At 60.3% G+C, this 22124-nt stretch carries 14 protein-coding genes and 1 pseudogene; 8 read left to right on the forward strand and 7 right to left on the reverse strand.

The window, feature by feature from the left end; translation table 11 throughout:
* The first annotated feature begins 117 nt into the window (after positions 1 to 117).
* Positions 118 to 1059 (forward strand): LysR family transcriptional regulator, encoded by a 942-nt coding sequence (locus ERD78_RS06760; RefSeq protein ID WP_129968529.1) that lies wholly within the window; start codon positions 118 to 120, stop codon positions 1057 to 1059.
* 144 nt (positions 1060 to 1203) lie between these two features.
* On the forward strand, positions 1204 to 4548 hold the full coding sequence (locus tag ERD78_RS06765; protein WP_129968530.1) for an acetate--CoA ligase family protein: 3345 nt from the start codon (positions 1204 to 1206) through the stop codon (positions 4546 to 4548).
* 86 nt (positions 4549 to 4634) lie between these two features.
* Here ERD78_RS06765 and ERD78_RS06770 read toward each other — a convergent pair.
* From ERD78_RS06770 to ERD78_RS06780, 3 genes and pseudogenes are all read right to left on the reverse strand, one after another.
* Positions 4635 to 4718 (reverse strand): annotated as a pseudogene (locus ERD78_RS06770) (transcriptional regulator); the annotation flags it as partial.
* A 57-nt stretch (positions 4719 to 4775) separates the two neighbouring features.
* A complete protein-coding gene (locus ERD78_RS06775; protein WP_129968531.1) occupies positions 4776 to 5624 on the reverse strand; it encodes a DJ-1/PfpI family protein in 849 nt (282 codons plus the stop codon).
* Positions 5621 to 7729 carry a TonB-dependent siderophore receptor gene (locus ERD78_RS06780; protein WP_209019954.1) on the reverse strand — a complete coding sequence of 703 codons (2109 nt, stop codon included), beginning with the start codon at positions 7727 to 7729 and terminating at the stop codon, positions 5621 to 5623. The genes ERD78_RS06775 and ERD78_RS06780 overlap by 4 nt, the downstream gene beginning before the upstream one ends.
* A 198-nt stretch (positions 7730 to 7927) precedes the next feature.
* On the opposite strand from ERD78_RS06780, the gene ERD78_RS06785 reads away from it, so the two are divergent.
* The 5 genes from ERD78_RS06785 (at position 7928) to ERD78_RS06805 (ending at position 14770) form a co-directional block, all read left to right on the forward strand.
* A complete protein-coding gene (locus tag ERD78_RS06785) occupies positions 7928 to 8905 on the forward strand; it encodes a GlxA family transcriptional regulator (RefSeq protein WP_129968533.1) in 978 nt (325 codons plus the stop codon).
* Between the two features lie 141 nt (positions 8906 to 9046).
* A complete protein-coding gene (locus tag ERD78_RS06790; RefSeq protein WP_129968534.1) occupies positions 9047 to 9457 on the forward strand; it encodes a RidA family protein in 411 nt (136 codons plus the stop codon).
* Positions 9458 to 9701: 244 nt separating this feature from the next.
* Positions 9702 to 10622: an MBL fold metallo-hydrolase gene (locus ERD78_RS06795; RefSeq protein WP_129968535.1), complete on the forward strand. Its 921-nt coding sequence runs from the start codon at positions 9702 to 9704 to the stop codon at positions 10620 to 10622.
* A gap of 135 nt (positions 10623 to 10757) precedes the next feature.
* On the forward strand, positions 10758 to 13628 hold the full coding sequence (locus ERD78_RS06800) for an ATP-binding protein (RefSeq protein ID WP_245152372.1): 2871 nt from the start codon (positions 10758 to 10760) through the stop codon (positions 13626 to 13628).
* Positions 13629 to 13783: 155 nt separating this feature from the next.
* Positions 13784 to 14770, forward strand: a complete 987-nt coding sequence (locus tag ERD78_RS06805; protein ID WP_129968536.1) for a LysR family transcriptional regulator — start codon at positions 13784 to 13786, stop codon at positions 14768 to 14770.
* Here the strand turns inward: ERD78_RS06805 and ERD78_RS06810 are convergent.
* Together ERD78_RS06810 and ERD78_RS06815 are read right to left on the reverse strand one after the other, a co-directional pair.
* Positions 14737 to 15558: an alpha/beta fold hydrolase gene (locus tag ERD78_RS06810; protein ID WP_245152373.1), complete on the reverse strand. Its 822-nt coding sequence runs from the start codon at positions 15556 to 15558 to the stop codon at positions 14737 to 14739. The two genes, ERD78_RS06805 and ERD78_RS06810, sit on opposite strands and share 34 nt — an antisense overlap.
* A gap of 360 nt (positions 15559 to 15918) precedes the next feature.
* Positions 15919 to 18114 carry a TonB-dependent receptor gene (locus ERD78_RS06815; protein WP_129968538.1) on the reverse strand — a complete coding sequence of 732 codons (2196 nt, stop codon included), beginning with the start codon at positions 18112 to 18114 and terminating at the stop codon, positions 15919 to 15921.
* 344 nt (positions 18115 to 18458) lie between these two features.
* On the opposite strand from ERD78_RS06815, the gene ERD78_RS06820 reads away from it, so the two are divergent.
* The gene (locus ERD78_RS06820) at positions 18459 to 20213 is read left to right on the forward strand and encodes a monovalent cation:proton antiporter-2 (CPA2) family protein (protein ID WP_129968539.1); all 1755 of its coding nucleotides are present in this window, start codon (positions 18459 to 18461) and stop codon (positions 20211 to 20213) included.
* Between the two features lie 8 nt (positions 20214 to 20221).
* Here the strand turns inward: ERD78_RS06820 and ERD78_RS06825 are convergent, their stop codons facing one another.
* Positions 20222 to 20923 (reverse strand): 2OG-Fe(II) oxygenase, encoded by a 702-nt coding sequence (locus ERD78_RS06825; RefSeq protein WP_129968540.1) that lies wholly within the window; start codon positions 20921 to 20923, stop codon positions 20222 to 20224.
* A complete protein-coding gene (ada, locus tag ERD78_RS06830) occupies positions 20920 to 22080 on the reverse strand; it encodes a bifunctional DNA-binding transcriptional regulator/O6-methylguanine-DNA methyltransferase Ada (RefSeq protein WP_129968541.1) in 1161 nt (386 codons plus the stop codon). The genes ERD78_RS06825 and ada overlap by 4 nt, the downstream gene beginning before the upstream one ends.
* Positions 22081 to 22124 lie beyond the last annotated feature (44 nt).

Below are 22124 nucleotides of genomic sequence, written 5' to 3' on the forward strand. Positions count from 1 at the left end.
TGCGATAATAGGTGTCCCGGCTCTATTCGGACAATCTGCAAATTCTTGAGAACCTAAAGGTTTTTCTTATAAATGCATTTTTACCTGCCCTGCTAAAAAAGGCGAATAGGATGCTTCATGGCACTTGAGGTAACGTTCAGACAATTGCGCGCATTCGTCGCGGTGCTCGAGTGTGGAAGCTTCTCTGAGGCCGCCGACACCATGCATCTGTCGCAGGCGGCGCTTAGCGGCCTGGTCAAGGAGCTGGAAAGCAGACTGGGCGTGCGGCTGCTGGATCGCAATACGCGCAGCGTAAGCGCATCCGTAGTCGGGGCCGAATTCGAGCCCATGGTCCGGCGAGTGCTGGCCGGCTTGGACGATGCGCTGGAAAGCGTGACCAACCTGAAGGAACTGCGCCGTGGCCTGGTGCGGGTGGCGGCGCCCGAAACCTTGTCGTGCACCTTGCTGCCCGAACTCATCGCCCGTTACGGCGCACTCCATCCCGGTGTTGACGTGCGCTTCGAAGATGTGCCGATAGAACAAGTGCTGGCCGGACTGCATAGCGGCAAGGTGGATATCGGTTTTGGGCCGGCGGGCGTACTCGCCGACGATGCGGTCGAGGCCCATCTGGTTCGCATCGATCCGCTTTGGGTCGCGCTGCGCCATGACGATCCACTCGCGGCCGGCACCTCGGTCAGCTGGAGGGATCTGCGTAAACGGCCGCTGATCAACTACATGCCCAATCTGGCGCTCAATGTGCTTAGCAATGTGTCGCCCCGGCACCATCCGAAAGAAATCATTCCGGTGCATCGTGTCAACACAGCCTTATCCTTGTTGCGTGTGAGGCCCGGCTACGTGATCTGCCCCTCAATGGCGCGATCCTTGGTCGAAGGGTTCGGCGTGGTTTTTCTTCCGGTGCGCCAGCCCACCGTTACTTGGCGCATCGCTATCTTCGTTCGTGGGCGATCCTCTCTTTCCCCAGCGGTGGAGAGCTTTCTCGATTTCACCCTTGAAGCTGCAAAGAATTGGGATGAGGGTCTGTCCGTCCGTCCAGCCACGCAGCGATTTACCCATAAATAATTTCAGCTTATAAATGGATAGTAAATCTCGGCTTGTCTTATAAAAGTAGGGCGGATATCTTTGTGTTCAGGCTTGGACTCCGTACTGGCGGAGGCAGGCAGCAGTTATGCACCAGCATTTCCTGAACCTTTATCAAGTAGCCCCATGATCTTGCCAGACCTCGATTCCTTTCTGTCCCCTCGCTCCATTGCTGTTGTCGGCGCTTCATCCGTTTCCAGCAAAATCGGCGCCGTGCCCGTACGATATCTTGTCGAGCACGGCTATGCGGGAGAGATATATCCCATCAATTCACGAGCCCGGGAGATCGAGGGTTGTCGCGCCTATGTTTCATTGCAGGCGGTGAGCCGCCCGATCGATCTGGCCATCTTCGCCATTCCCGCCTCCAGCGCGCTGGAGGCGCTCGAGGACGCCATCGCCGCGGGAGTGAAAAGTATTGTCATGTTCTCGGCGGGTTTCGCAGAGATGGGGACGCAGGGCGCCGCCGTGCAGCGTCGGTTTGCAGACAGGGCGCAGGCTGCGGGCATCCGTGTACTCGGTCCCAACTGTCTGGGCTTCATGAACGTGGCCCGATCAGTTTATGCGACATTCTCCCCCGTGGTGTCGGTCGGTGTAGCCACGCCCGGCAAAATCGGGATCGTCAGTCAGAGCGGCGCGTTCGGCGCCTATGCCTATGCCATGGCGCAGCAGCGCGGGATGGGCTTGTCCTCATGGGTGACCACCGGCAATGAATCGGACATCGATGTGGCCGACTGTATCGCCTGGATGGCGGGCGATCCGGCCACGCAGGTCATCATGGCCTATCTGGAGGGATGCCGGGATGGCGGCAAGCTGCGGCAGGCGCTGGATCGGGCGCATGCGGCCGGCAAGCCGGTCGTGGTCGTGAAAGTGGGCCGGAGCGAGTTGGGCGCGAAGGCGGCTGCGTCGCATACCGCAGCGCTGGCAGGCGATGATGCGGTTTACGAAACCCTATTTCGCCAGCATGGCGCCTGGCGGGCCGGAACCATCGAAGAGTTTTTCGACATTGCTCATTGCCTGGCTGTGTCCGGTATACCGGACAACACGCGGGTTGGCTTGCTGACTGTCTCTGGCGGGGTGGGCGTCATGATGGCGGACGATGCGGCCAGGGCGGGACTGGACGTGGCCGAACTACCGGCTGCCGCTCAGGAAATCATCCGGGCCCGCGTGCCGTTCGCCGCCACACAGAATCCGGTTGACATCACCGGCCAGGTGACGGCCGAGCCCGAGTTGCTGGAAACCGCCGCCCGCGCCATGCTGAATGAGTCGGGACACGGCAGTCTGCTTGTTTTCCTTGCGGCATTCGGCGGCACGCCAGCCATGCAAGAAATTCAGAGGAACTTGGCACGGGACCTGCGGCGTGATTATCCGGGACGGCTTCTGATGTTCAGCACGCTGGCAGACACCGCCCAGCAACAGTCGCTGGAAGCATTCGGTTGTCTATGCTTTTCAGACCCCGCCAGGGCCATCCGCGTTCTGGCCGCCATGGCCTTCTTCCGGAAACAGGCGGAGCGGCCTGCGGCCGCCCTGGATGCCGCGCCCGAGGTCGTCGCCTTGCGGCCGGAGCCGTATAACGAGGCCGACGCGCTCGATGTGCTACGCGGCTTCGGCATTCCCACCGTATCCGTTCACCGTGCATCCTCCAGGGACGATGCCATGGCCGGCGCCCGCCAGCTTGGGTTTCCCGTGGCGATGAAGGTGCTTTCGGCTGGGCTCATGCACAAGAGCGACATTGGCGGCGTTGTCCTCGACATTTCCGATGCGGACGCGGCGGGCGCCGCGTACGACCGGATCATGGCCGCGGTACGGGTAGCGGCGCCCGAGGCGCACATCGATGGCGTACTGGTGGCACCCATGGTGCGCGGCGGCGTGGAATGCATACTGGGCGTGCGCCGCGACCCCGTGCTGGGCCCGGTGGTGATGCTGGGCTCGGGTGGCGTGAATGTTGAGCTCATGGGGGACGTCTCTTTCCGCCTGGCGCCGGTGGACCATGGGCAGGCGCGGGAGATGATAGGAGAATTGAAAATTGCGCCGCTGTTCAGCGGTTTCCGGGGGGCTCCCATGGCGGACGTTGATGCCTTGGCAGATGCCATTATGCGTATTTCTCGCTATGCCTTGTCGGCCGGCAGCAGGCTGGATTCAGTGGAGCTGAATCCTTTTGTCGTGCTGCCCAAGGGTCAAGGCGGGCTGGCCCTGGACGCGGTGTTGTTGACCCGTGCCGAGCCCTCGGCACCGCCGTCATCCGCCCGGCAGGCGGTGATGGCCACCTTGCCTCTGTTCGAAATGGCGCGCATGCGAGCTTCGAATACGGCCCGCAGGCATCCGGCACAAGGTTTTGCCGGCGACTCTCCCGCCTCGAGGATGCGCTGGGTGAATCAGTTCACCCACACCAGGCGCCTGCGCGGCCCCGAGGACAGGGAGGTCGTCACGCCCAACAATGACACGCTCTTCACCAATGCGTGGCTAGACCTGTCGGCGGGGCCGCTGATCATCGACGTGCCCGACATGGGCGAGCGCTATTGGGTGCTGGGCTTTCTGGATGCATGGACCAATCCTTGGGCTTATGCAGGATGCCGGACCACCGGAAGCAGGGCGCAGCGCCTGTTTGTTCATGGACCCGGCTGGACGGGCGAGGTGCCCGCCGGTATGCATCGCATCAACGCGCCGGGCGACGACGTCTGGATCATCGGCCGGATACTGGCGGATCCCGATCCCGCGGATCTGGAGCGTGCTCATGTGCTGCAGGACCGCTACGCCATCCGCAGGCCCGATGGAACGCCAGCGTTATCCCGCATTGATTGCCTGCTGAGCGATCGTGGCACCGGGGTGCCGGAGGCCGGCGACTATCGACGCGTGCTGGCGGCGATGCTGGCACGTAATCCTTCGCCCACGCTGCTGCCCGAGCTGCCAGGCGGGCTAGGCGAGCTGCAGGACGCTCTGGATGATGTCTACACCGAATTGCGCGAGGTCGCGCAGCCTTCCGAATTGGGCGGCGGCTGGACAACGGCCGTCAGTGTGCGCACCAGCTTTGGCGACGATATCCTGACGCGGGCCCGGGTCGCACGCAACTGGATAGGGACTTTGGGCATCGACGAGGCGATGTACATCATGGCCGAAGTGGATGCCCAAGGCGAAGCGCTCAGCGGCGCGCGGCGCTATGTCCTGCGCTTCGCGCCGGACGCAAAGCCGCAAGTGGGGGCTTTTTGGTCCATCACGCTTTATCGCCGCAGCGACTGCCTGCTTGTGGCCAATCCCATAGGACGGCACTCCATTGGGGATCGGACCCGTGGACTGGTGGATGATGCGGATGGGGGCCTGAGCATCTTCATCCAGGCCGATGATCCCGGGCCCGACGGCAACTGGCTTCCCGCGCCGGCGGGGGAGGGCTTTTATCTGACGATGCGGCTTTACCATCCGGGGCGGGCGCACCTTGAAGCCACCTTCGATTATCCGCCGTTGCAGCGGCTCGGCTGAGCGGAGTGCCACGACAGGCGTTTGGCCGGACGATGGTCGATGATGACATCGAGCGGCTAGTTGTAGAACTTTCAATCCTCAGAGTGGGCTTCGGCGGCTCCGCCCAAGTGTGGTCTGCGCTCGCTCCAATCAAGGCATGCACAAGCGAGTCGCCGCCGCCGCTTGGGCTGTTTTGCGGCATGCATGATGGACCATCGCCGTGACCCATGGGATGCCGTGGATTCAGCTTATCCAGCCTTCAGAACCGGATACCCGTTTTTCGCTGTTGCAACGACCAGTTCGTCGACCTTCGTCGTGAAACCCTGGAGCAGGTGGGTCATATCGGCGACCACTTTGTGGGGAGCCGTCTTGACTGAGCCCGCATTGAAAGGAGGGTCGGGATCATACTCGGCCACGAGTTGGGTGCACTCGGCATAAAAACGGCTGCGTAGCTCCGCGACCATGGCGAGGCCGAAATCGAGTCCGGCTGTCACGCCAGCACCTGTGACGCGGTTGCGATCCCGTACGACGCGGGCGTCGGTCGGGATTGCACCAAATCCGGATAGCGCATCCCTGCATGACCAGTGCGAGGTTGCCTTATAGCCGTCCAGCAGTCCTGCCGCACCGAGCACGAGCGCGCCCGAGCAAACGCTTGTTACGTATTGCGCTCGCGCACCTCGGTCGGCCATGAAGGCGAGGGTATCGGGATCCGACGCCGCGGCAAGCGTGCCATCCGTTCCGCCCGGCGTGAACAGCAAGGTGAGATCGCTGGGGCAGGTGTCGAAGGTGGCGGTCGGCAATAGTGTCACGCCTGCATCGCTGGTCACCGGATCAAGCGATTTTGCGACGAGATGGATTTTCGCTCCCATGAGCGACCCGAACATGCAGTGTGGCCCGATGAGATCCATGATGGTCATTCCCGGGTAGATGAGCATTCCGATCTGCTCGTTTCCGGTCCAATGCGCCGTACTGTCGGGCGTGTACTCGTAAGCGTCGCCAGCGGCGGGCGATATCTCCTTTGCCTTGGCGCTGACGGCCGCGGATAAAGGCGCAAGCAGGCCCATTAAAACCAGGTTTCGACGGTTGGCATCAATCATATTTCTACCTTTAGCGTTAAGTAGACAGAACGAGGTTGGATGGGCATCACAACCGGGAAGGAAAGATATTGGTAGGGCGCGTAGGCGTGGCGATTCGCCAGATTCACGCCTGAGAGCGTGATCGTATATCTGTCGAACGAATATGACGCTTGCGCGTCAATGACTGCGTAGCCCGGCACGGAAACAGTATTAGGCAGGGTGAGTTCGCGACCGCTGTATGCCGTGACACCCGCCCCGAACGACAGCCCTTGAGCAGGCCCGCTCAGCACCCTGTATCGGGCGGCAATACGTCCGCTGTGTCTTGGCACGCGCGGCAGTTTGTCGCCAACGGGAATGGCGTTGTCCTTGGTTACTTCCGCGCGAGTGTATGCGTAGTTCAGGAGCAGGGAGAAAGCCGCTGTGGGTTCCCAGACAAGGTCTGTTTCAAAGCCGCGCGCGCGTTGTTGGCCGCTCTGGATAGAGTAAAGCGGATTGTTCGGATCAGGCGTGACGACGTTATTGCGCGTTTGCCTGAATGCAGCAATCGTGCCAGACAATCCTATGTCGGCCAATTCCAGCTTCAGGCCGCCCTCAATGTTTCGCGAAGTCTCGGGCTCGGGAGTCTGTAGCCCGATAAAGGCGAACGGAGCCCGAAAACCGGTCGCATACGCGGCATACGCCGCGACACCCGGCGCAAGATCGAAGGTCGCGCCTATTCTTGGGGAAACACGGTGATAGGTCACATTGTTTCCTTGCTCTTTCTCGCGCAGATGCAACTGGGTATAGCGCAGCGAACCGGTCAGATGTAGCCGGCCGTAGGTCGCCTGGTCCTGCAGATAGGCGGCGGCCGTTTGATAACGGTTGGTTTGAGTGGCGCTGGCAGGCGCTGGTACGCCAAAGTGGAGGTTGTAGTCTGGATCGGCCAGGTCTATTGTTCCGGCGGGAACACCAGCAAATCCCAAGCCGCTCGCAAAGTTGGTGTGGTCATAGCTGATGCCAGTCAAAATCTCGTGATAACCGCCCAGCATGTCGACTTTTGCCAACAAGTTGGCATCAAACGTACTCTCCGATGTGGTGGTCAGTAAATTGAGGGGGAGGATGGGGTAAATGGTCGGTGTGGCCGGATTGGGAGGATAGTATTCCGGATAGACGAAGCTGCCGTACTCCGGGATCCTGCTGTGGTAATAGCGGCCAGTGGCAGCCAGCCGCAGGCTATTGCTGAATTCATGGCGGAGTGTGACGGTCGCTATTTGGCTGTCACGTTTGGTGCGCGGCTGGCCAATTGGCGCACCCGGAAAAGCGTAGCGGTCAAGTTCCCCCCCCAATGCCTGGGCAGCGGGCAGACCCGAGTACTCAAGCTGGCTGCTGTGGTTGAACAGCCCTTGCACCTGCAGAACCGTTTTGGGGGCGAGCTGGAATGACAGGCTGGGCTGCACTGACCATCGCTCCCCCTTAACTTTATCGATCCAGCTCCCGTTGCGTTGATACTCGCCCGCAATGCGCGCATTGGTTGTGGATGTCAACGGCCCGGTAAGATCAAAATAGGGGTTGAGGGTTTCATAGCTGCCGCTGCGTATTGCTGCATATCCGCCCGCTGCCCCCTCCGGCTGTTCAGATTCGATGTTGATGAGGCCACCCAGGGGCGACCCCAGGCCGCCACCGTACAGCGTCGAGGTTGGTCCCTTGAGTACCTCAATACGCTTGATGCCAACAAGGCTAGCCGGACTGTTGGACGCATTCATGCCGTACATGGGCAATCCATCCAGGTATATCTCGGCGGGGAAGCCTCGTACGATTGGCGAGACAAACAGGCTTTCTTGTGGCTGGGCAGGTGTCAAGCCCGAGACGTTTACCAACGCATCGGACAAGCTGCGGGCGTCCTGCGCCTCGATCAGGGCACGGGGAAGAACCTGCACAGATTGCGGGACTTCGATCAGGGGCGTGGCAGTACGTGTCGCAGAGCTGGAATCGAGCGCGGTGATCGATGCTGAAAAGTGATATCTCGATCCGGTGACTTTGATTGCCGACAAGGTCGACGTATCGGCAATGCGACTTGTCTCCTGAGCATGCAGGGGAGCACCGAATGCGGCGAGCGACGCAACTGTGGCGACTGTCAATTTGATCATGATGTGTGGCTCGACATCGGGCATACCCTGGGTTCAGGCACTGATCCCGAAAGGCCTGCCGGCGTCCATTTGAGAAAAGTCGAGAAGGTGGGGCAGGAGAAAAAACGCATGAAGACGCTTTGCTTGCATTGAAAACACAGCCTCAGTCTAACGATGCATGCTTTGGCTTAAATGACAATAAGTGGTTAATATCTGCCAATGTCAAAACTGCTCAATGTCGCGATCCTTGTTTTCCCAGCTTGCCAAGCGCTTGACGTCACTGGTCCCGCCGCAGTGTTCGAGGCGGGCAACTTTGTGCTGGGCAGTGCGTATTACAAAGTGCACATCCTTGCCGCGAAAAGCGGCGCAATCCAGACGAACAGTGCAGTCCGCCTGATGGCACGTTCCATAAGCGATCTGTCTCCACATTCCGTTGACACTCTGTTGATTGCCGGGGGAAGCGTCAGCGGTCTCGAATCAATGGTGGCAGACGACCGAGTACGTAAATGGGTGGTTTTGGCCAGCAGGACTGCGCGCCGGTATGGCTCCGTCTGCACGGGTACCTTCGCGCTCGCACACTTCGGCCTGCTCGATGGAAAGCGTGTGGCTACGCATTGGTCGGCCTGCGCCGATCTGGCGGCACAGTGGCCGAATGCCGATGTCGATAAGCAATCGCTTTTTGTCAACGTTGGGCGACTCTGGACCTCTGCGGGCGTCACGACCGGAATCGACATGAGCCTCGATATGGTCGCGTCAGACCTGGGCAATGCGGTGGCCAACGGCGTCGCCAAGCGTCTTGTGCTCTACGCGCGCAGACCCGGGTACCAGTCGCAATTCAGCCCTGTATTGAGTGCGCAGTCCCAGGCCGATGCACCGTTCGCTGCGCTTGTTCTCTGGATGCGTGAGAACCTCTCGAAGCAGCTGGATGTGCCGCGTCTGGCAGAGAAGGTCTATATGTCGGAACGCACATTCGTGCGGCACTTTATTAAAAGTATAGGCGAGACGCCCGCGCGGTTTGTGGAGACGCTGCGACTGGATGAGGCCCGCAGCCTGTTCGCCACGAGTATGTCGATTAAGGAAATTGCGGCACGAACCGGCTACGCCACAGGCGCGCAGCTCTCGAAGGCTTTCAACCGGCGCTTCGGCATGAGCCCGCAGCTTTTCAGGGAACTGCATTGTTACAGAGAGCGTGAATAGCTGAAGGAATGCGATCGCACAACTCGATACCAACCTAGGCCGCAGCGAGGTGGCGGGCTAGGCTGCTGCAGCGACAGCAGACGTGTCTGTGAGAAAATAGGGTGGCGGCAATCATGAACGACACTCGGGAGTGCAGCAACCATGGAAGAACGCAAACTTGTCACTTCTGGCTCACCGCTGGAGCCCAAGATCGGCTTCAGCCGTGCCGTCCGGGTAGGGTCCTTCATTGCGATTGCCGGTACTGCACCGATCGGCGAGGACGGGCGTTCGGCGCATCATGGCGACGTCTATGCACAGACAAAGCTTTGCCTGGACATCGTCAGGCGTGCACTTGAGGATTGTGGGGCGTCCATGGACCAGGTCATCCGCACGCGCATCATGCTCACTGATATCGAACGATGGCGTGATGCCGCCCGTGCGCATGGCGAAGTGTTCGCAGCGGTGCGGCCCGCCTGCACATTTGTTCAGGTGTCGCGTTTCATTGATCCGGAATGGTTGGTGGAAATAGAGGCGGATTGCGTGACATGCGGCAAGGCGGCCGATGATCATTGAGCGGCTTTAACCCATCAGGGCATGGTCCGGGCCGTATTTGGCGCAAATCAGTAAACAGTGTGAGCCCTTCTTTGGGGCTACTGGATCGCGGCCGCGTTCTCTACGATGACGCTACACGCCTTTCGCCATGATGAGTTTTCAAACATCTTTCATGAATTGCATTTGCGAGATGCCAGGCGGAATGCTGCCGATCGGCCGATTGGCTTGGCGTGGGCAATCAAGTCATAAATTTGGAGAAATCATTATGTTCGACATGGAAAACACAACCGTCCTTGACAGGCCTATGCTTGATGAGTTGGTGCCGTCCCGCTATGCCTTGAAGATAGGGGAGATCGATGTACTGGTAATCAGTGACGGCGTGCTGCCACTGCCTACCACGATGCTGGCACATAACGCCGAGCCAGCCGTGCGCGAAGCGTGGCTGAACGATATGTACTTACCGAAAGATGCGTTCGATTGGGCGCTGAATGTGATGGTGGCGCGCAGCGGCGGCAGGACCATACTCATTGACGCTGGGCTCGGCCTTGATCCCGACCTGCAGCTTCCGCGCGCAGGACAATTGATGAAGCGACTGGAAGCCGCCGGCGTCAACCTTGGGTCAGTGACGGATTTGGTGCTCACCCATATGCATATGGATCACATTGGTGGGCTGCTCGTCGACGGCGTCAAGCGTCAGTTGCGGCCAGACTTGCAAATTCATGTGTCCGCAGCGGAGGTTGAGTTCTGGAGGTCACCGGATTTTTCCCGTACTGCTATGCCGCCTGGGTTTCCGGATGCGCTTCGTGCGACTGCCAATCATTTCATGGAGGAATATGGCAGTCACCTGCGCACTTTTGAGAGCAGTCACGAGGTCGCACCGGGCGTTGTCGTGCGTCGTACCGGCGGGCATACGCCGGGGCATAGCGTAGTCCGCCTGGCGTCCGGCGGTGAAGGGCTCACGTTTGCAGGAGATGCGGTGTTCGCCGTGGGTTTCGAGCAACCCAACTGGCATAATGGCTTCGAGCACGATCCCGAGGAGGCGGCGCGTGTTCGCATCGATCTGCTGCGCGAACTTGCGGAGAGCGGGGAAATGCTGGTTGCCACCCATTTGCCGTTTCCGTCAGTTTGTCGGGTGGCGGCCGAGGGCGAGGTATTTCGTTGGGTGCCCGTCTTCTGGGATTATTGACTGCTTGCCGGGTCGGGGCGGAATCATGGCGTGTGCGCTTGGCGTCGCTGTGTTCGCGCCCTTGTTGGCACGAGTCTGGGCGGCTGCTGCGGGTGTATACTCGTTTCATCTAAAACGGTCGCGACAGGAGGGGCCGTGGATGCAAAGTCCAGTAGTCCTCCCGATCCCGTGCCGCCCGAGCAGGACGACACGGCCAATAATGATGAGGCCTGGCAGTTTGGATCATTCGTCATATGGGCGCAGCAGCGTCGGGTGGAGTTGGCCGGCCGCCCCATCAGACTTGGCCCGAGGTCGTTCGATTTATTGTTGTTTCTGGTAAAGCGCGCGGGTGAATTCGTCGATAACCGTGAACTGCTGTCTGGCGTGTGGTCGGGAGTGGTTGTCGAGGAAGCCAGCGTACGTGTTCATGTCTCGCTGATACGAAAGGCGCTGGGTGTGCCCGGCGAACGCGATGGCTGCTGGGAGTGGATCAGCAATGTGCCGCTGCATGGTTATCGCTTCAATGGCCGCTTGACACGCAGGCATACCGCAGCGAATACAGCGAGCGGGACGGTCGAACTCCCGAACGAGTCCGCCTTTGGCAGGTTGCCGGCCCGGATGACCCCGCTGGTTGGGCGTGAAGCAGAAGTAAAACAAACGCTTTCCTTGATTGCCCGGCATAGGTTGATTACGGTCGTCGGCTCGGGCGGAATAGGCAAGACCAGTGTCGCGCTATGCACGGCCGCGCGTTATCGAGATGAAACGAACACATCGGTCGGTTTCGCCGACCTCTCCCCATTGGTTTCCTCGGCGCATGTTCCCGATGCCATCGCCCGTGCACTCGGTGTGAGCGCCGATCTGCCGGACACGTTGCGTGCCATCATCCATGTCCTGGAAGGCAGGGACATTCTGCTGCTGGTGGATAACTGCGAACATGTCGTGGATCGGCTTGCGGAAACACTCAGCCTGTTGCTGTCCAGCCTACCGGGCTTGCGAGTGCTTGCCACCAGCCGGGAGCCGTTGCGCCTGCTGGGCGAATGCGTGTTCCGCCTGCCCGCACTGGCGCTGCCCGACGGCCATCAGGCGTCTTTGGAACAGCTTGTTCGGTGGCCGTCGGTTGAGCTGCTTGTGGCACGAGCCCAGGCGGCAGGCGCAGGCCGCTTTCATGAAGACGATGCCCGGCCGCTGGCCAAGATTTCGCGACAGCTTCAAGGTGTACCGCTGGCCATTGAACTGGTTGCGGCGCGCCTGGGTACGCAATCGGCCGCGGATCTGGCTGCCCGGCTGGACGATCACTTGCGCATGCTGTCGATTGCCAATCGGGGCGCGGCAGATCGGCACCGCAGTCTGGCGGCGGCCCTGGACTGGAGCATGGCGCTGCTCGACCAACGCGAATCTCGAATGCTGCGCGCTCTGGCGATTTTCAGAGGGGCCTTCGATACAGAGGGTGCGTTGGCCCTGCTCATGGGAGAGTCGGACCCGGACGATGCGCTCGACGCTCTCGCGTCGCTGGTGGACAAGTCGCTGGTCATGTACGACATGGCGGCGCAAGCGGCGCCGTACCGGTTACTCGACACGACAAGAGCCTATGCTGCATCGTTGGCTGCACAGTACGGTGAGCAGGATTCGCTGACGCATCGACATGCCGCCTATATGCTGGACGCCATGCGCGCGGCGAATATCGAGTTGCCATCATTGACCGAGCAATCCTGGGGAAAGCGGCATATTCACCGCTTGGACGACTTGCGGTTTGCCCTGAGAAACTGTCTGTCCGTGTCTGCCGATGCGCCGATGGCCGCATCACTTGTCGTTGCCTCCGGACCATTATGGTTTCAGGTTTCACAGCTAGCCGAATACCGCGATAGCATCGTTGCCGCATTGGCGGCACTCGACACACAGGGTGAAGGCGAGACGGAGATGAAGGCGTCGCTGGCCACGACATTGCTGGTTGCCATGCTTCATACCAATGGTTCGGATCCCGGACTCGCCGCCGTTTGCGACCGAGCCATAGCGGGCGCGCAGACCGCTGGCCTGCGCGTACTCGAGCTGCAGGCCCGCTGGGGGCGTTGCACCTACGATATGTTTCGCGGTGCGTATGCGTCGGCGTTGGGTCATGCGGACAAGTTGCAGCAGGTTGTGCAGTCCTGGTCGGACCAGGCAGCCTTGAACCTGGCCCACCGGACCAGCGCAATGGCTTGCCACTTCGCGGGCGAGTTTGAGCTATCCAGGCAGCACTCCGAAGCGGCGCTGCGCATGGGAGAAAGCGGTGGCCGTACGCAGACGAACATGGTGGGCGTAGACCCCGCCGTTGCAGCCAAGGCGCTGTTCGCCCGCACACTATGGCTGCAGGGCCATACCGGCCTGGCGTTGGAAACGGCCACTGATGCCGTGGCACGTGCGCTGGTAAGCAGGCATACCTTATCGCTGTGCGCTGCTTTGTACGGCGCTTGTCCTGTGGCGCTATGGTCTGAAGAGATCGATCTTGCCAGGCACTGGGTTGGCTTGATGAAAGACGAGGCCCGCCGAAGGGGGCTGGCGGGCTGGCTACGCTTTGCGGACTGGTTCCATCAGGGCCTGCTGTCGGCCACGGGAAATTCACGGAATTATGTCCTTGGCGTTCTCGATCTGCTGCCGGGCTATGATCCGCCGCACCAGGAAATGCTGCTTACATTTAATGTTGCCTGGCTGACTGCTTCATTGGTGGACAGGGCCAAGGCCGGCGAAGCAGAATGGTGCGCTGCAGAAATCTTGCGCGGTCAAGGGCAGCGCCATCTGGAAGAGGGCGACGACACGGCGGCGGAGGCCAGCTTACGGCGGGCCGTGCACATTGCCCGGCGGCAGGGTGCTCGGGCATGGGAGCGCAGGGCTGCTCATGATCTCGCCCGCCTGCTGCTTGCGCGGGGAGACCCTCGGCAGGCGGCCCAACTCATTCAGGATACCTGCGGTTCAATCTTCCACACCAATGATGACCGCATGCTCGAGCGGTTGGCGGGCCTGCACCAGCGTGCTTGCGCGGCAATCTCCTGAGTTTCGGCCTTCATGGCCGAACAGCAGGGTGTCTGCGTACGGCTTTTACACGCTTTAACGCACAATAACTGGCATTCGCAAATTACCGGGCGCAATCTTGCTGCTACGTTTCGGCACATTGATGCCGACAATGTTTTCTATCGTAGAGGCATGTCATGGCACAACTTTTCCAAGCCCATCCGTATGACGATCCGCTTGCGGTCAGCTTTGCGACCACCTATGCGGGCGTGGTTGCATTCATTGCTGTCGTCACCGAGGGTAACTTCGCGCGGGCAGCCAACAGGCTGGGTATCGGCCGTTCGGCGGTCAGCCGCAATGTCCAGAAGCTGGAAGCGCAGTTGAACGTGCGCTTGCTGCGCAGGACGACCAGAGCCACAACGCTGACTCGTGAAGGAGATTTCTTTTATTCGAGATGCCACAAAGGCGTGGACGGAATCGTAAGAGCCATAGAGGAAATGAGAGACATGCGGGATGGAGCGCCGCGTGGGCATCTGCGTATTTGCTCGGCGGCGGGGTTTGGCCGTCGGGTTATCGCACCATTGCTGCACGAGTTTCGGGAGATGTACGAAGGTGTATCAATAGATCTGGTGTTGAATGACTTGCCGATCGACTTCACCACTGGCCATGTGGATGTCGCGTTTCTTGAGGGTCGCCTCGCCGATTCACAGATCGTCGCTCGCAAGGTCATGCCCATGGGTGTGCGTGTCTATGGCTCACCGGCTTATTACGCTTCGCACGGTGTGCCCGACCGTATCGAGGACCTCATTCATCACGACTGCATCAACCTTCGGCTGGGCTCCGGCCGCATGGCCGATTGGGAGTTCAATGTGGAAGGCGCCATCCGCCGGCTGATGCCGGATGCCAAGATTACCTACAACGACCCTGAGCTGGTACTTCAGGCTGTGATGGAAGGAGGGGGCCTGGCACAGCTGCCAGCTTATCTGACAGCCGAGCCTATGGCCCTTGGCGCGTTGGCGTCATGCCTTGAACGATATGCAACCGATGACAATGGCCACTACATCTGTTATCAAAGTCGCCAGCATATGCCGTCGCGTACGCGCGCATTCATCGACTTCATGTGTGAGCGGATAGGCGCATCCGCCCAGACTCATGCTTTGCGGAAGAACGCGAGCAGGTCTTGATTGATGACATCCGCATGGGTCGTGCACATGCCATGAGGGTAGCCGGCATACACCTTCAGGGTGGCATTGCGCAGCAGTTTTGCGGAGAGCAGGGCCGAGTCGGCGACCGGTACGATCTGGTCATCATCTCCATGCATCACCAAGGTGGGTACGGTTATCTTCTTGAGGTCCTCGGTGAAATTCGTCTCCGAAAATGCTTCGATGCAGTCATACTGCGCCTTGGCGCCGCCCATCATGCCCTGGCGCCACCAGTTCGTGCGAATTGGCTCGGACACGGGCGCGCCTGCGCGGTTGAAGCCATAGAATGGAATCGGGAACGACCAATAGAAGTCTGCGCGGCCAGCGGCCAGCTGCTTGCGCAAATCATCGAAGGTTTCGCGCGGCAAGCCTCCCGGATTGGTGGGCGTACGCAGCATCAGGGGAGAAACTGCGCCGATCAGCACCAGCTTTGCGACCCTGCCGGCCCCATGGCGTGCAACGTAGCGGGCGGCCTCGCCGCCTCCTGTGGAGTGGCCCACATGAATGGCATCACGCAGATCCAGGTGTTCGGCAAGCGCCGCTACATCCTTGGCATAGGTATCCATGTCGTTGCCAGTGAATGTCTGGCTGGACCGGCCATGGCCACGGCGATCGTGGGCGATGACACGGTAGCCCTTGGATAGAAAATACAACATCTGCACTTCCCAATCATCAGAGCACAACGGCCAGCCATGGTGAAAGACTATTGGCTGGCCAGAGCCCCAATCTTTGTAGTGGATTTCGGCGTTGTTTGTGATGATGGAGTGCATGTCCTGGCTCCTGCTGGAAGAAGCGGAGAGGCGTCTCGAGGCGGAGGACGCCGAAGAAAAAGGGATTGCCGCCGCTGCGGCAGAGATGGCGCCTATGGTTAGCAACTGCCGGCGGTTTTTGTCGACCGACCTTGTTGCATCCTCAGGCAACACATCCCCGGGATAGGGTGGGTGTTGTTTCATGAAAGACCTCATTGCAGATGGGAAGCCCGCAGGGAGAATGCCTCTGCGGTAGTGTGCAGTCTAGGTTGGCGGGCTTGTCGGGGGTAGACATCTGCAGGGACGCTTCATGTTGCAGGCGGCGCAACAATTGCGGGCGCCGCGTTAGTTTTGCAGCGCTGCCAAGTCGTGCTGGCTCTGCTAAAAGTCGACGGAAGCGGACAGCATGAAAGTGCGGCCTGCGCCATTTGTTGCAAACGAGCCGTTGGCCAGCCAGTATCTCTTGTCCGTGAGGTTGTCGATGTTGGCACGCAGCACCACTTCCTTGCCCGCCACGTCGGTGCGGTAGCGGGCGCCCACGTCGAAAGTCGTGACGCTGGGCAGCCTCAGGGTATTGGCCGAGCTGATATACGTCGACGAAGTGTGGGAGACGCGGCCGTTCAGGCTCAGCCCGGCAACCCACGGCGTGTCCCAGTCCAGGCCCAGATTGAATGTCCTGCTGGGAACGCCTGGCGCTGTATTGCCTTCGTTGATGCCGCCTTGAGTCTTGGTCAGCTTCCCTTGGGTAAAGGCGGCGCTTGCCATCAGTCTGAGTCCGGGACGCAATTCGCCATAGGCACTCAGTTCGAGACCGCGGTTGCGCTGCTCGCCGAAATAGCCGTACACATTCGCATCGTCGGCTTGCGCGGCGGGTCGGGCCAGTTGGAAGACGGCGGCCGTGGTGGTGATGCGGCCCCAATCGACTTTGACGCCTGCTTCATATTGTTTGGATTTATAGGGCTTCAGAATCTCGCCCGCATTTGCGTAGGAGGGACTGACCACCGTGCCGCGCGTGAGCCCCTCCGTGAAGTTGCCGTATAGGGCGACATCTTCCCGCGGCTTGATGACAATGCCGACAACGGGGGAAACGGCGCTGGCGTTGTAGTTTCCGGTTTTCTCGCCCGTGGCGGTGCTGTAGCTGTCCACATCCACCGTTTGCCTGCGCGCACCCAGGGTAAGCAGGACGCGTTCCTGCGCGAACGAGAGGGTATCGGTGATTGCGATGCTGTCCAGCGTGGTTTCCGCCGCGCGCCGGGTGTCGGCGCGGGCCGGCGCGTTCGGAGGAAGCGGGGCCGGGTCATAAATGTTCGAAGGCACCGCGGTCGTGCCGGGTGAGTAGGCGTTGCCTGTCTCCTGGCTCAGACGTGTCGCGCCCAGCGCGACCAGATGCCCGATGCTTCCTGTGTTGAACCGTGCCTGTAGGCCGGCATCGCCACTCAGGGTTTTGGAATAGGAGTCGTAATAGGAGTTCATGACGCCGAAGTTTCCCTCCGCGTCCACGCCTTGTCTTGCGTGCGTAACGGGATTCACGAAAATCGGGAAGACCTGTTTCACCGTGTTGTCCCTGTACCCCATCCCGACATGGGCCGTAAGGTTCTCGGTAAGGTCATATTCGAGACGTGACGCGATGGTGCGGTCGTGCTGGGTCAGGGTGGTGCCGGGGTAAAACGCGATGCGGCCATCGGGGGCCGATGGGATTTCCGTAATATCGGGCCGAAAACTGATCTGGCTGCGAAAGTCGTCGATTTCGTCATCCTGGTAGATGGCATCCAGCGACCAGCGCAGCCGGGTGCCTCGGTAGTCCAGCGCGAGCGTGCCCAATCCCAGCTGCTGGCTGCCGTCGCGAATGGACGCCTCGCCGCCGCGCAATACGCCATTGAAACGTATGCCCCAGGCATTGTTCTCGCCAAAACGACGGCCCAGGTCCAGATGGCCTTCCAGGTTGGCCTTGTTGGTATAAGTGGCGGTGACACGTGTGAGCGGCGTATCGTCGGCACGTTTTGTAATTATGTTAATGCTGCCGCCTATGCTGCCATTGGGCGGAATTCCCCGCATAAGGGTGCCAGGGCCTTTCAGCAGCTCGACACGTTCGACCATTTCCAGCGGTATGCGGTTCGCCGACAACAGCCCATACAGCCCATTCAGCCCAACGTCGCCAGTGCCAACGGCAAAGCCGCGAATCTGGAAGTCCTCGCCGAAGCCGCCAGTGGATGTCGTGGTGCGTACGGAGGCATCGTTGGTGATCACGTCGGCCAGGGTGCGGGCTTGTGTGTCTTCTATCAGTGCAGAGGTGTAGTTGACGGTGCTGAATGGCGTGCTCATGACGTCGCGGACACCCAGCACGCCCAGGCTGCCTCCTTTTGCCATCTGGCCGCCAGCGTAGGCGGGCGGTAGCTCGTTCTCCTCGTGGTTCGCCTGGACAGTCACGGCCGGAAGTATGGTGGCCGAGCGCGTCGTTTGCGCTGCAGCTCCGCCCGCGGAGAAAGAGAATCCGACGACGATCAGATATGGCAGTACGGAAGGCTTGAAGGAGGAGGAGAGGGAACGCTGTTGTGAAGCAGAGATGGGGCGGGACATGAAGTCGCTCATTGAAAAGTTGAAAGGCAGGGGAGGACGGCGGGATGGAAAGGATGCAGCACCGATCCCGCATCGACAGCAATTTTGTTTTGCACTATATCAATTATTAAAAATACAAACAAGAATCAGTATTAGTAACGTTATTTATTGAAGATATATCCAGCCGACAGCCGCTGCCGGGAAAGAAAAATCAAGACGATGTGCTGCCGGTTCTATACTGCATGCTCCGCAGGCGCTCGATCTATGCGGGTTCAATTGGCTGGGGCGGGCCGGTAAAATGCTCGGCCGCCAACGGTGGCCTTCGCCTCTCGGCGCATATCACACAATAATCAGAGGAGACAGCAATGGCGGTGGACACGGGCGGCGGCAGTCTGGCCCAAGTGATTATTTTGCTCGGCGCGGCGGTGGTCGCCGTACCCTTGTTTCGCAAACTGGGCCTGGGGTCGGTGCTGGGTTATCTGGCCGCGGGCCTGGCAATAGGGCCCTTTGGGCTCGGGCTCATCCAGGATGACGGCACTTTGCTGCATGTCGCCGAGTTGGGCGTGGTGATGTTTCTTTTCATCATCGGGCTGGAAATGCGGCCCTCGCACCTCTGGAGCCTGCGCGGGGAGATTTTCGGCCTGGGAAGCGCCCAGATACTCGCTTGTGGCGGAATGCTTACCGGGGTCGGCATGGCTTTCGGTTTTTCATTGGCCATATCTTTCATCTGCGCCATGGGTTTTGTGCTGACCTCCACCGCCATCGTCATGCAGATACTCAGCGAACGTGGGGATATTGTGCAGCCGCGTGGCCAGAAGATAGTGTCGGTACTGCTGTTCGAGGATCTGATGATCGTTCCACTCCTGGTGCTGGTTGCTTTCCTGGCGCCGGCCGGCGCCGAGCCCAGGGACATGGGCGAGGTAATGGAAAATGTCGCGGTTGCAGTGGGAGCGCTGGCGGTGCTGATTGCCGCGGGACTATGGCTGCTCAATCCCTTGTTTCGCATTCTGGCCAATGCAAAGGCCCGGGAAGTGATGACGGCGGCGGCGTTATTGGTGGTTCTGGGCGCTGCGGTGCTGATGGAGAAAAGCCATTTATCCATGGCCATGGGTGCATTCATGGCGGGTGTGTTGCTCTCGGAATCGAGTTTTCGCCATCAACTGGAAGCCGATATCGAGCCATTTCGCGGCCTGCTCCTGGGGCTGTTCTTCCTGGCGGTGGGATTGTCCCTGCGTCTGGACGTGGTGCTGGCGAGCTGGCAGGTGATTTTCGCCGGCGTTGTCGCGATGATGTTGGTGAAGGGTTCATGTATCTATATAGTGGCGCGCCTCCTGAAAAGCCCGCATTGTGAGGCCATTGACCGCGCCATCGTGATGGCGCAGGGTGGGGAGTTCGCTTTTGTGCTTTATCAGGCTGCGAACCATCAGGGGGCGATCAGCGACCAGGTCAATGCAAACATGACCGCGATCATTGTGCTGTCCATGGTGCTTACGCCGCTTGTGCTACTTGCGTACAAGCGCTTTGCACGGCTGCCCGCCCCGTCGATGGAAGGGGTCGAAGCCGCGCATGATCTCAGCAGCAAAGCGCTTGTCATCGGGTTTGGCCGAGTGGGGCAAATTGCCACCCAGGCGCTGCTGGTCAGTGGCGCGGAGATATCCATTATCGACAATGACCCGGAAATGATACGCGCCGCGGCAAAGTTCGGCTTCAAGGTTTATTACGGCGATGGCACGCGCATGGATGTCTTGAACGCCGCCGGTGCGCGCCATGCCCGTGTAATTCTGGTTTGCGTGGACGACAAGCAGGCAGCGACCCGTATCGTGGAGAACATACGTGAGACATGCCCGCATACCAAGTTGCTGGTGCGGGCCTGGGATCGTGAACATGCCGTGGAGCTGGTCAAGCATGATGCCGACTACGTGATACGCGAAACGTTCGAATCAGCCATGCTGCTTGGCCGCGAGGCCGTGCGCATGCTTGGCGCCTCGGATCCCCAGGCCGACGAGTTCATGGCGTCATTCCGGCGCCGCGATGCGGAGCGCTTCACGCTGGAAACAACAGGCGGCGTCTTCGCGGGACGCGACCTGGTTCTCGGCAATACGGCGAAGAAAATTGAGTAGGCGGCCAATCAGACCGGAGCGTCATGAAAAGAAAGCGTCAGGCCAATGCGTTCGCCACCGCGCACAGTGCCGATGGCATGCTTTAGATTGACCCGGTACCATGCCTTCGCCCCTTTGACGGGGCGCTGCGCTGTGCTGATGATGGCCGCATCGCCGCGGCGCAGCGGCACCACGATGGGGCGCGATTGCATGCGTGGGCGCTGCTCGGTCATCACGAATTCTCCTCCCGTGAAATCCTTGCCAGGTTCCGCCAGCAATGCGACAAGCTGAAAAGGAAAAATCTGTTCGCCGTCAGCACGCTGATGCAGGACCACGTGGCCGGCTCTGCGCAACCGGCTCAGATGCGATACCGTCTGTGTCTGCCCCGCCTGATGACAGCGCGCCACGAATGAGTCCAGATCTTCGGGGTAGCGGCAGCCTGTACCCAGCGCCGTGTTCCAGCGGTTGGCCGCCGACACAAGATGGCAATAGAGTGCCGCGCGCGCTGCCTTCAGTGCTGCCGGAAAGACCGCATCGAAATAAAACAGTTCGCCATGTCCAAGGTTTGATGCCGCCAGCGGCGTTGCGGTCATTTCCGGAATAAGGGCTAGCAGATCATCTGTCTCTTGTGGCTGCAGCAGGCCGGGCAGGAGGGCATAACCCTCGGTATCCAGTTGCTCGTCGATCAGCGCCCAGTCCAGGAGATGGATACCCGCGGGATCAGAAATCATCGGGTCGAGCCTCCACCGCGTGGGCGCTGGGCTTGCAGCAGGCGCGTGTCCGCATCTCTTGCCGGAGATGCCGCAGGGCCGTCGGGGCGGGTTTCTCTGCGCAACAACTCCCGCTTGCGGTCCACGCCCCATCGGTAACCGGAGATGTCGCCATCGCGCCGGACCACGCGATGGCAAGGGATGGCAACCGCTATGCGATTGGCGCCGCAAGCCTGGGCAACAGCGCGCACTGCAGTGGGTGCGCCGATGCGTTCGGCGATTTCGCTGTAGCTGACCGTAACGCCGGGCGGGATAGTCTGCAATGCCCGCCAGACACGCTCCTGAAAAGCGGTTCCGCGTACGTCCAGGGGCAGCCCAAGGCCAAGTCGGGGCGTTTCGATGAAACCCACGACTTTGGCGACCAATCGTTCGAATGCCTCGTCGCCGCCTATCCATTGCGCTTTGGGAAATTGATCCTGCAGGTCGCGCAGCAGCGTGTCCGGATCGTCGCCGAGCAAGATGGCACAGATACCGCGTTGGCTTTGCGCAACCACAATGGCGCCAAGGGAGCACTGGCCTACGGCAAAGCGAATAACGGCCCCCGCGCCGCCGGCGCGATAGTCGCGTGCATGCATGCCCAGGAGTTGTTGTGAAGTTTCGTAAAAGCGGCTGTTCGAGTTGAACCCGGCGCCATAGATTGCGTCCGTGACCGAGGACCTTGCCGTAGCCAGCTCCTTGCGCAATTTTCCGGCGCGGAAGGCGGCGGCGTAGGACCTGGGCGTTAATCCCGTTTCCGCCTTGAAGACGCGGTGGAAATGGAATGGGCTCATGTCGGCTTGCCTTGCAAGGGCATCCAGGCTGGGCGGCGTTTCAGCGGCTTCGATGATGCGACAGGCCTTGGCCACAAGGGCGGCCCGCTCGGCAGCCGCGCTGCTGCGGTCCGCGCCGGGGCGCTTGCTGGCACGATAGCCAGCCGCCTCGGCATCGCGCGCCGAATCGAAGAACTCGATATTCTCGCGTTTGGGCAGACGGGAGGACGCACTGGGGCGGCAATATATGCCGGTTGTCCGTACGCCGTAGACGAAGTAGGCATCGGCGTTGATGTCGCGCGCCTGAACAGCCTGCCAGCGCGCGTCGTCCGTCTGGTAGCGAAGAGGAGAGGGGGCGGCTTCAGTCATGGTGTCTATCCTGGGTGTCTCGGGGCACAATGCCATCCTGAATC

This window comes from Allopusillimonas soli, assembly GCF_004153445.1.
GTDB classification, from domain to species: Bacteria; Pseudomonadota; Gammaproteobacteria; order Burkholderiales; family Burkholderiaceae_B; genus Allopusillimonas; species Allopusillimonas soli.

Excerpts from the sequence above, each read along its gene's own strand:
- ERD78_RS06815 (WP_129968538.1), bottom strand. The coding sequence starts at position 18,114 with ATGTCCCGCCCCATCTCTGCTTCACAACAGCGTTCCCTCTCCTCCTCC.
- ERD78_RS06795 (WP_129968535.1), top strand. The coding sequence starts at position 9,702 with ATGTTCGACATGGAAAACACAACCGTCCTTGACAGGCCTATGCTTGAT.
- ERD78_RS06785 (WP_129968533.1), top strand. The coding sequence starts at position 7,928 with ATGTCAAAACTGCTCAATGTCGCGATCCTTGTTTTCCCAGCTTGCCAA.
- ERD78_RS06825 (WP_129968540.1), bottom strand. The coding sequence starts at position 20,923 with ATGATTTCTGATCCCGCGGGTATCCATCTCCTGGACTGGGCGCTGATC.
- ERD78_RS06780 (WP_209019954.1), bottom strand. The coding sequence starts at position 7,729 with ATGATCAAATTGACAGTCGCCACAGTTGCGTCGCTCGCCGCATTCGGT.
- ada (WP_129968541.1), bottom strand. The coding sequence starts at position 22,080 with ATGACTGAAGCCGCCCCCTCTCCTCTTCGCTACCAGACGGACGACGCG.
- ERD78_RS06810 (WP_245152373.1), bottom strand. The coding sequence starts at position 15,558 with ATGCACTCCATCATCACAAACAACGCCGAAATCCACTACAAAGATTGG.
- ERD78_RS06805 (WP_129968536.1), top strand. The coding sequence starts at position 13,784 with ATGGCACAACTTTTCCAAGCCCATCCGTATGACGATCCGCTTGCGGTC.
- ERD78_RS06820 (WP_129968539.1), top strand. The coding sequence starts at position 18,459 with ATGGCGGTGGACACGGGCGGCGGCAGTCTGGCCCAAGTGATTATTTTG.
- ERD78_RS06790 (WP_129968534.1), top strand. The coding sequence starts at position 9,047 with ATGGAAGAACGCAAACTTGTCACTTCTGGCTCACCGCTGGAGCCCAAG.
- ERD78_RS06775 (WP_129968531.1), bottom strand. The coding sequence starts at position 5,624 with ATGATTGATGCCAACCGTCGAAACCTGGTTTTAATGGGCCTGCTTGCG.
- ERD78_RS06760 (WP_129968529.1), top strand. The coding sequence starts at position 118 with ATGGCACTTGAGGTAACGTTCAGACAATTGCGCGCATTCGTCGCGGTG.
- ERD78_RS06765 (WP_129968530.1), top strand. The coding sequence starts at position 1,204 with ATGATCTTGCCAGACCTCGATTCCTTTCTGTCCCCTCGCTCCATTGCT.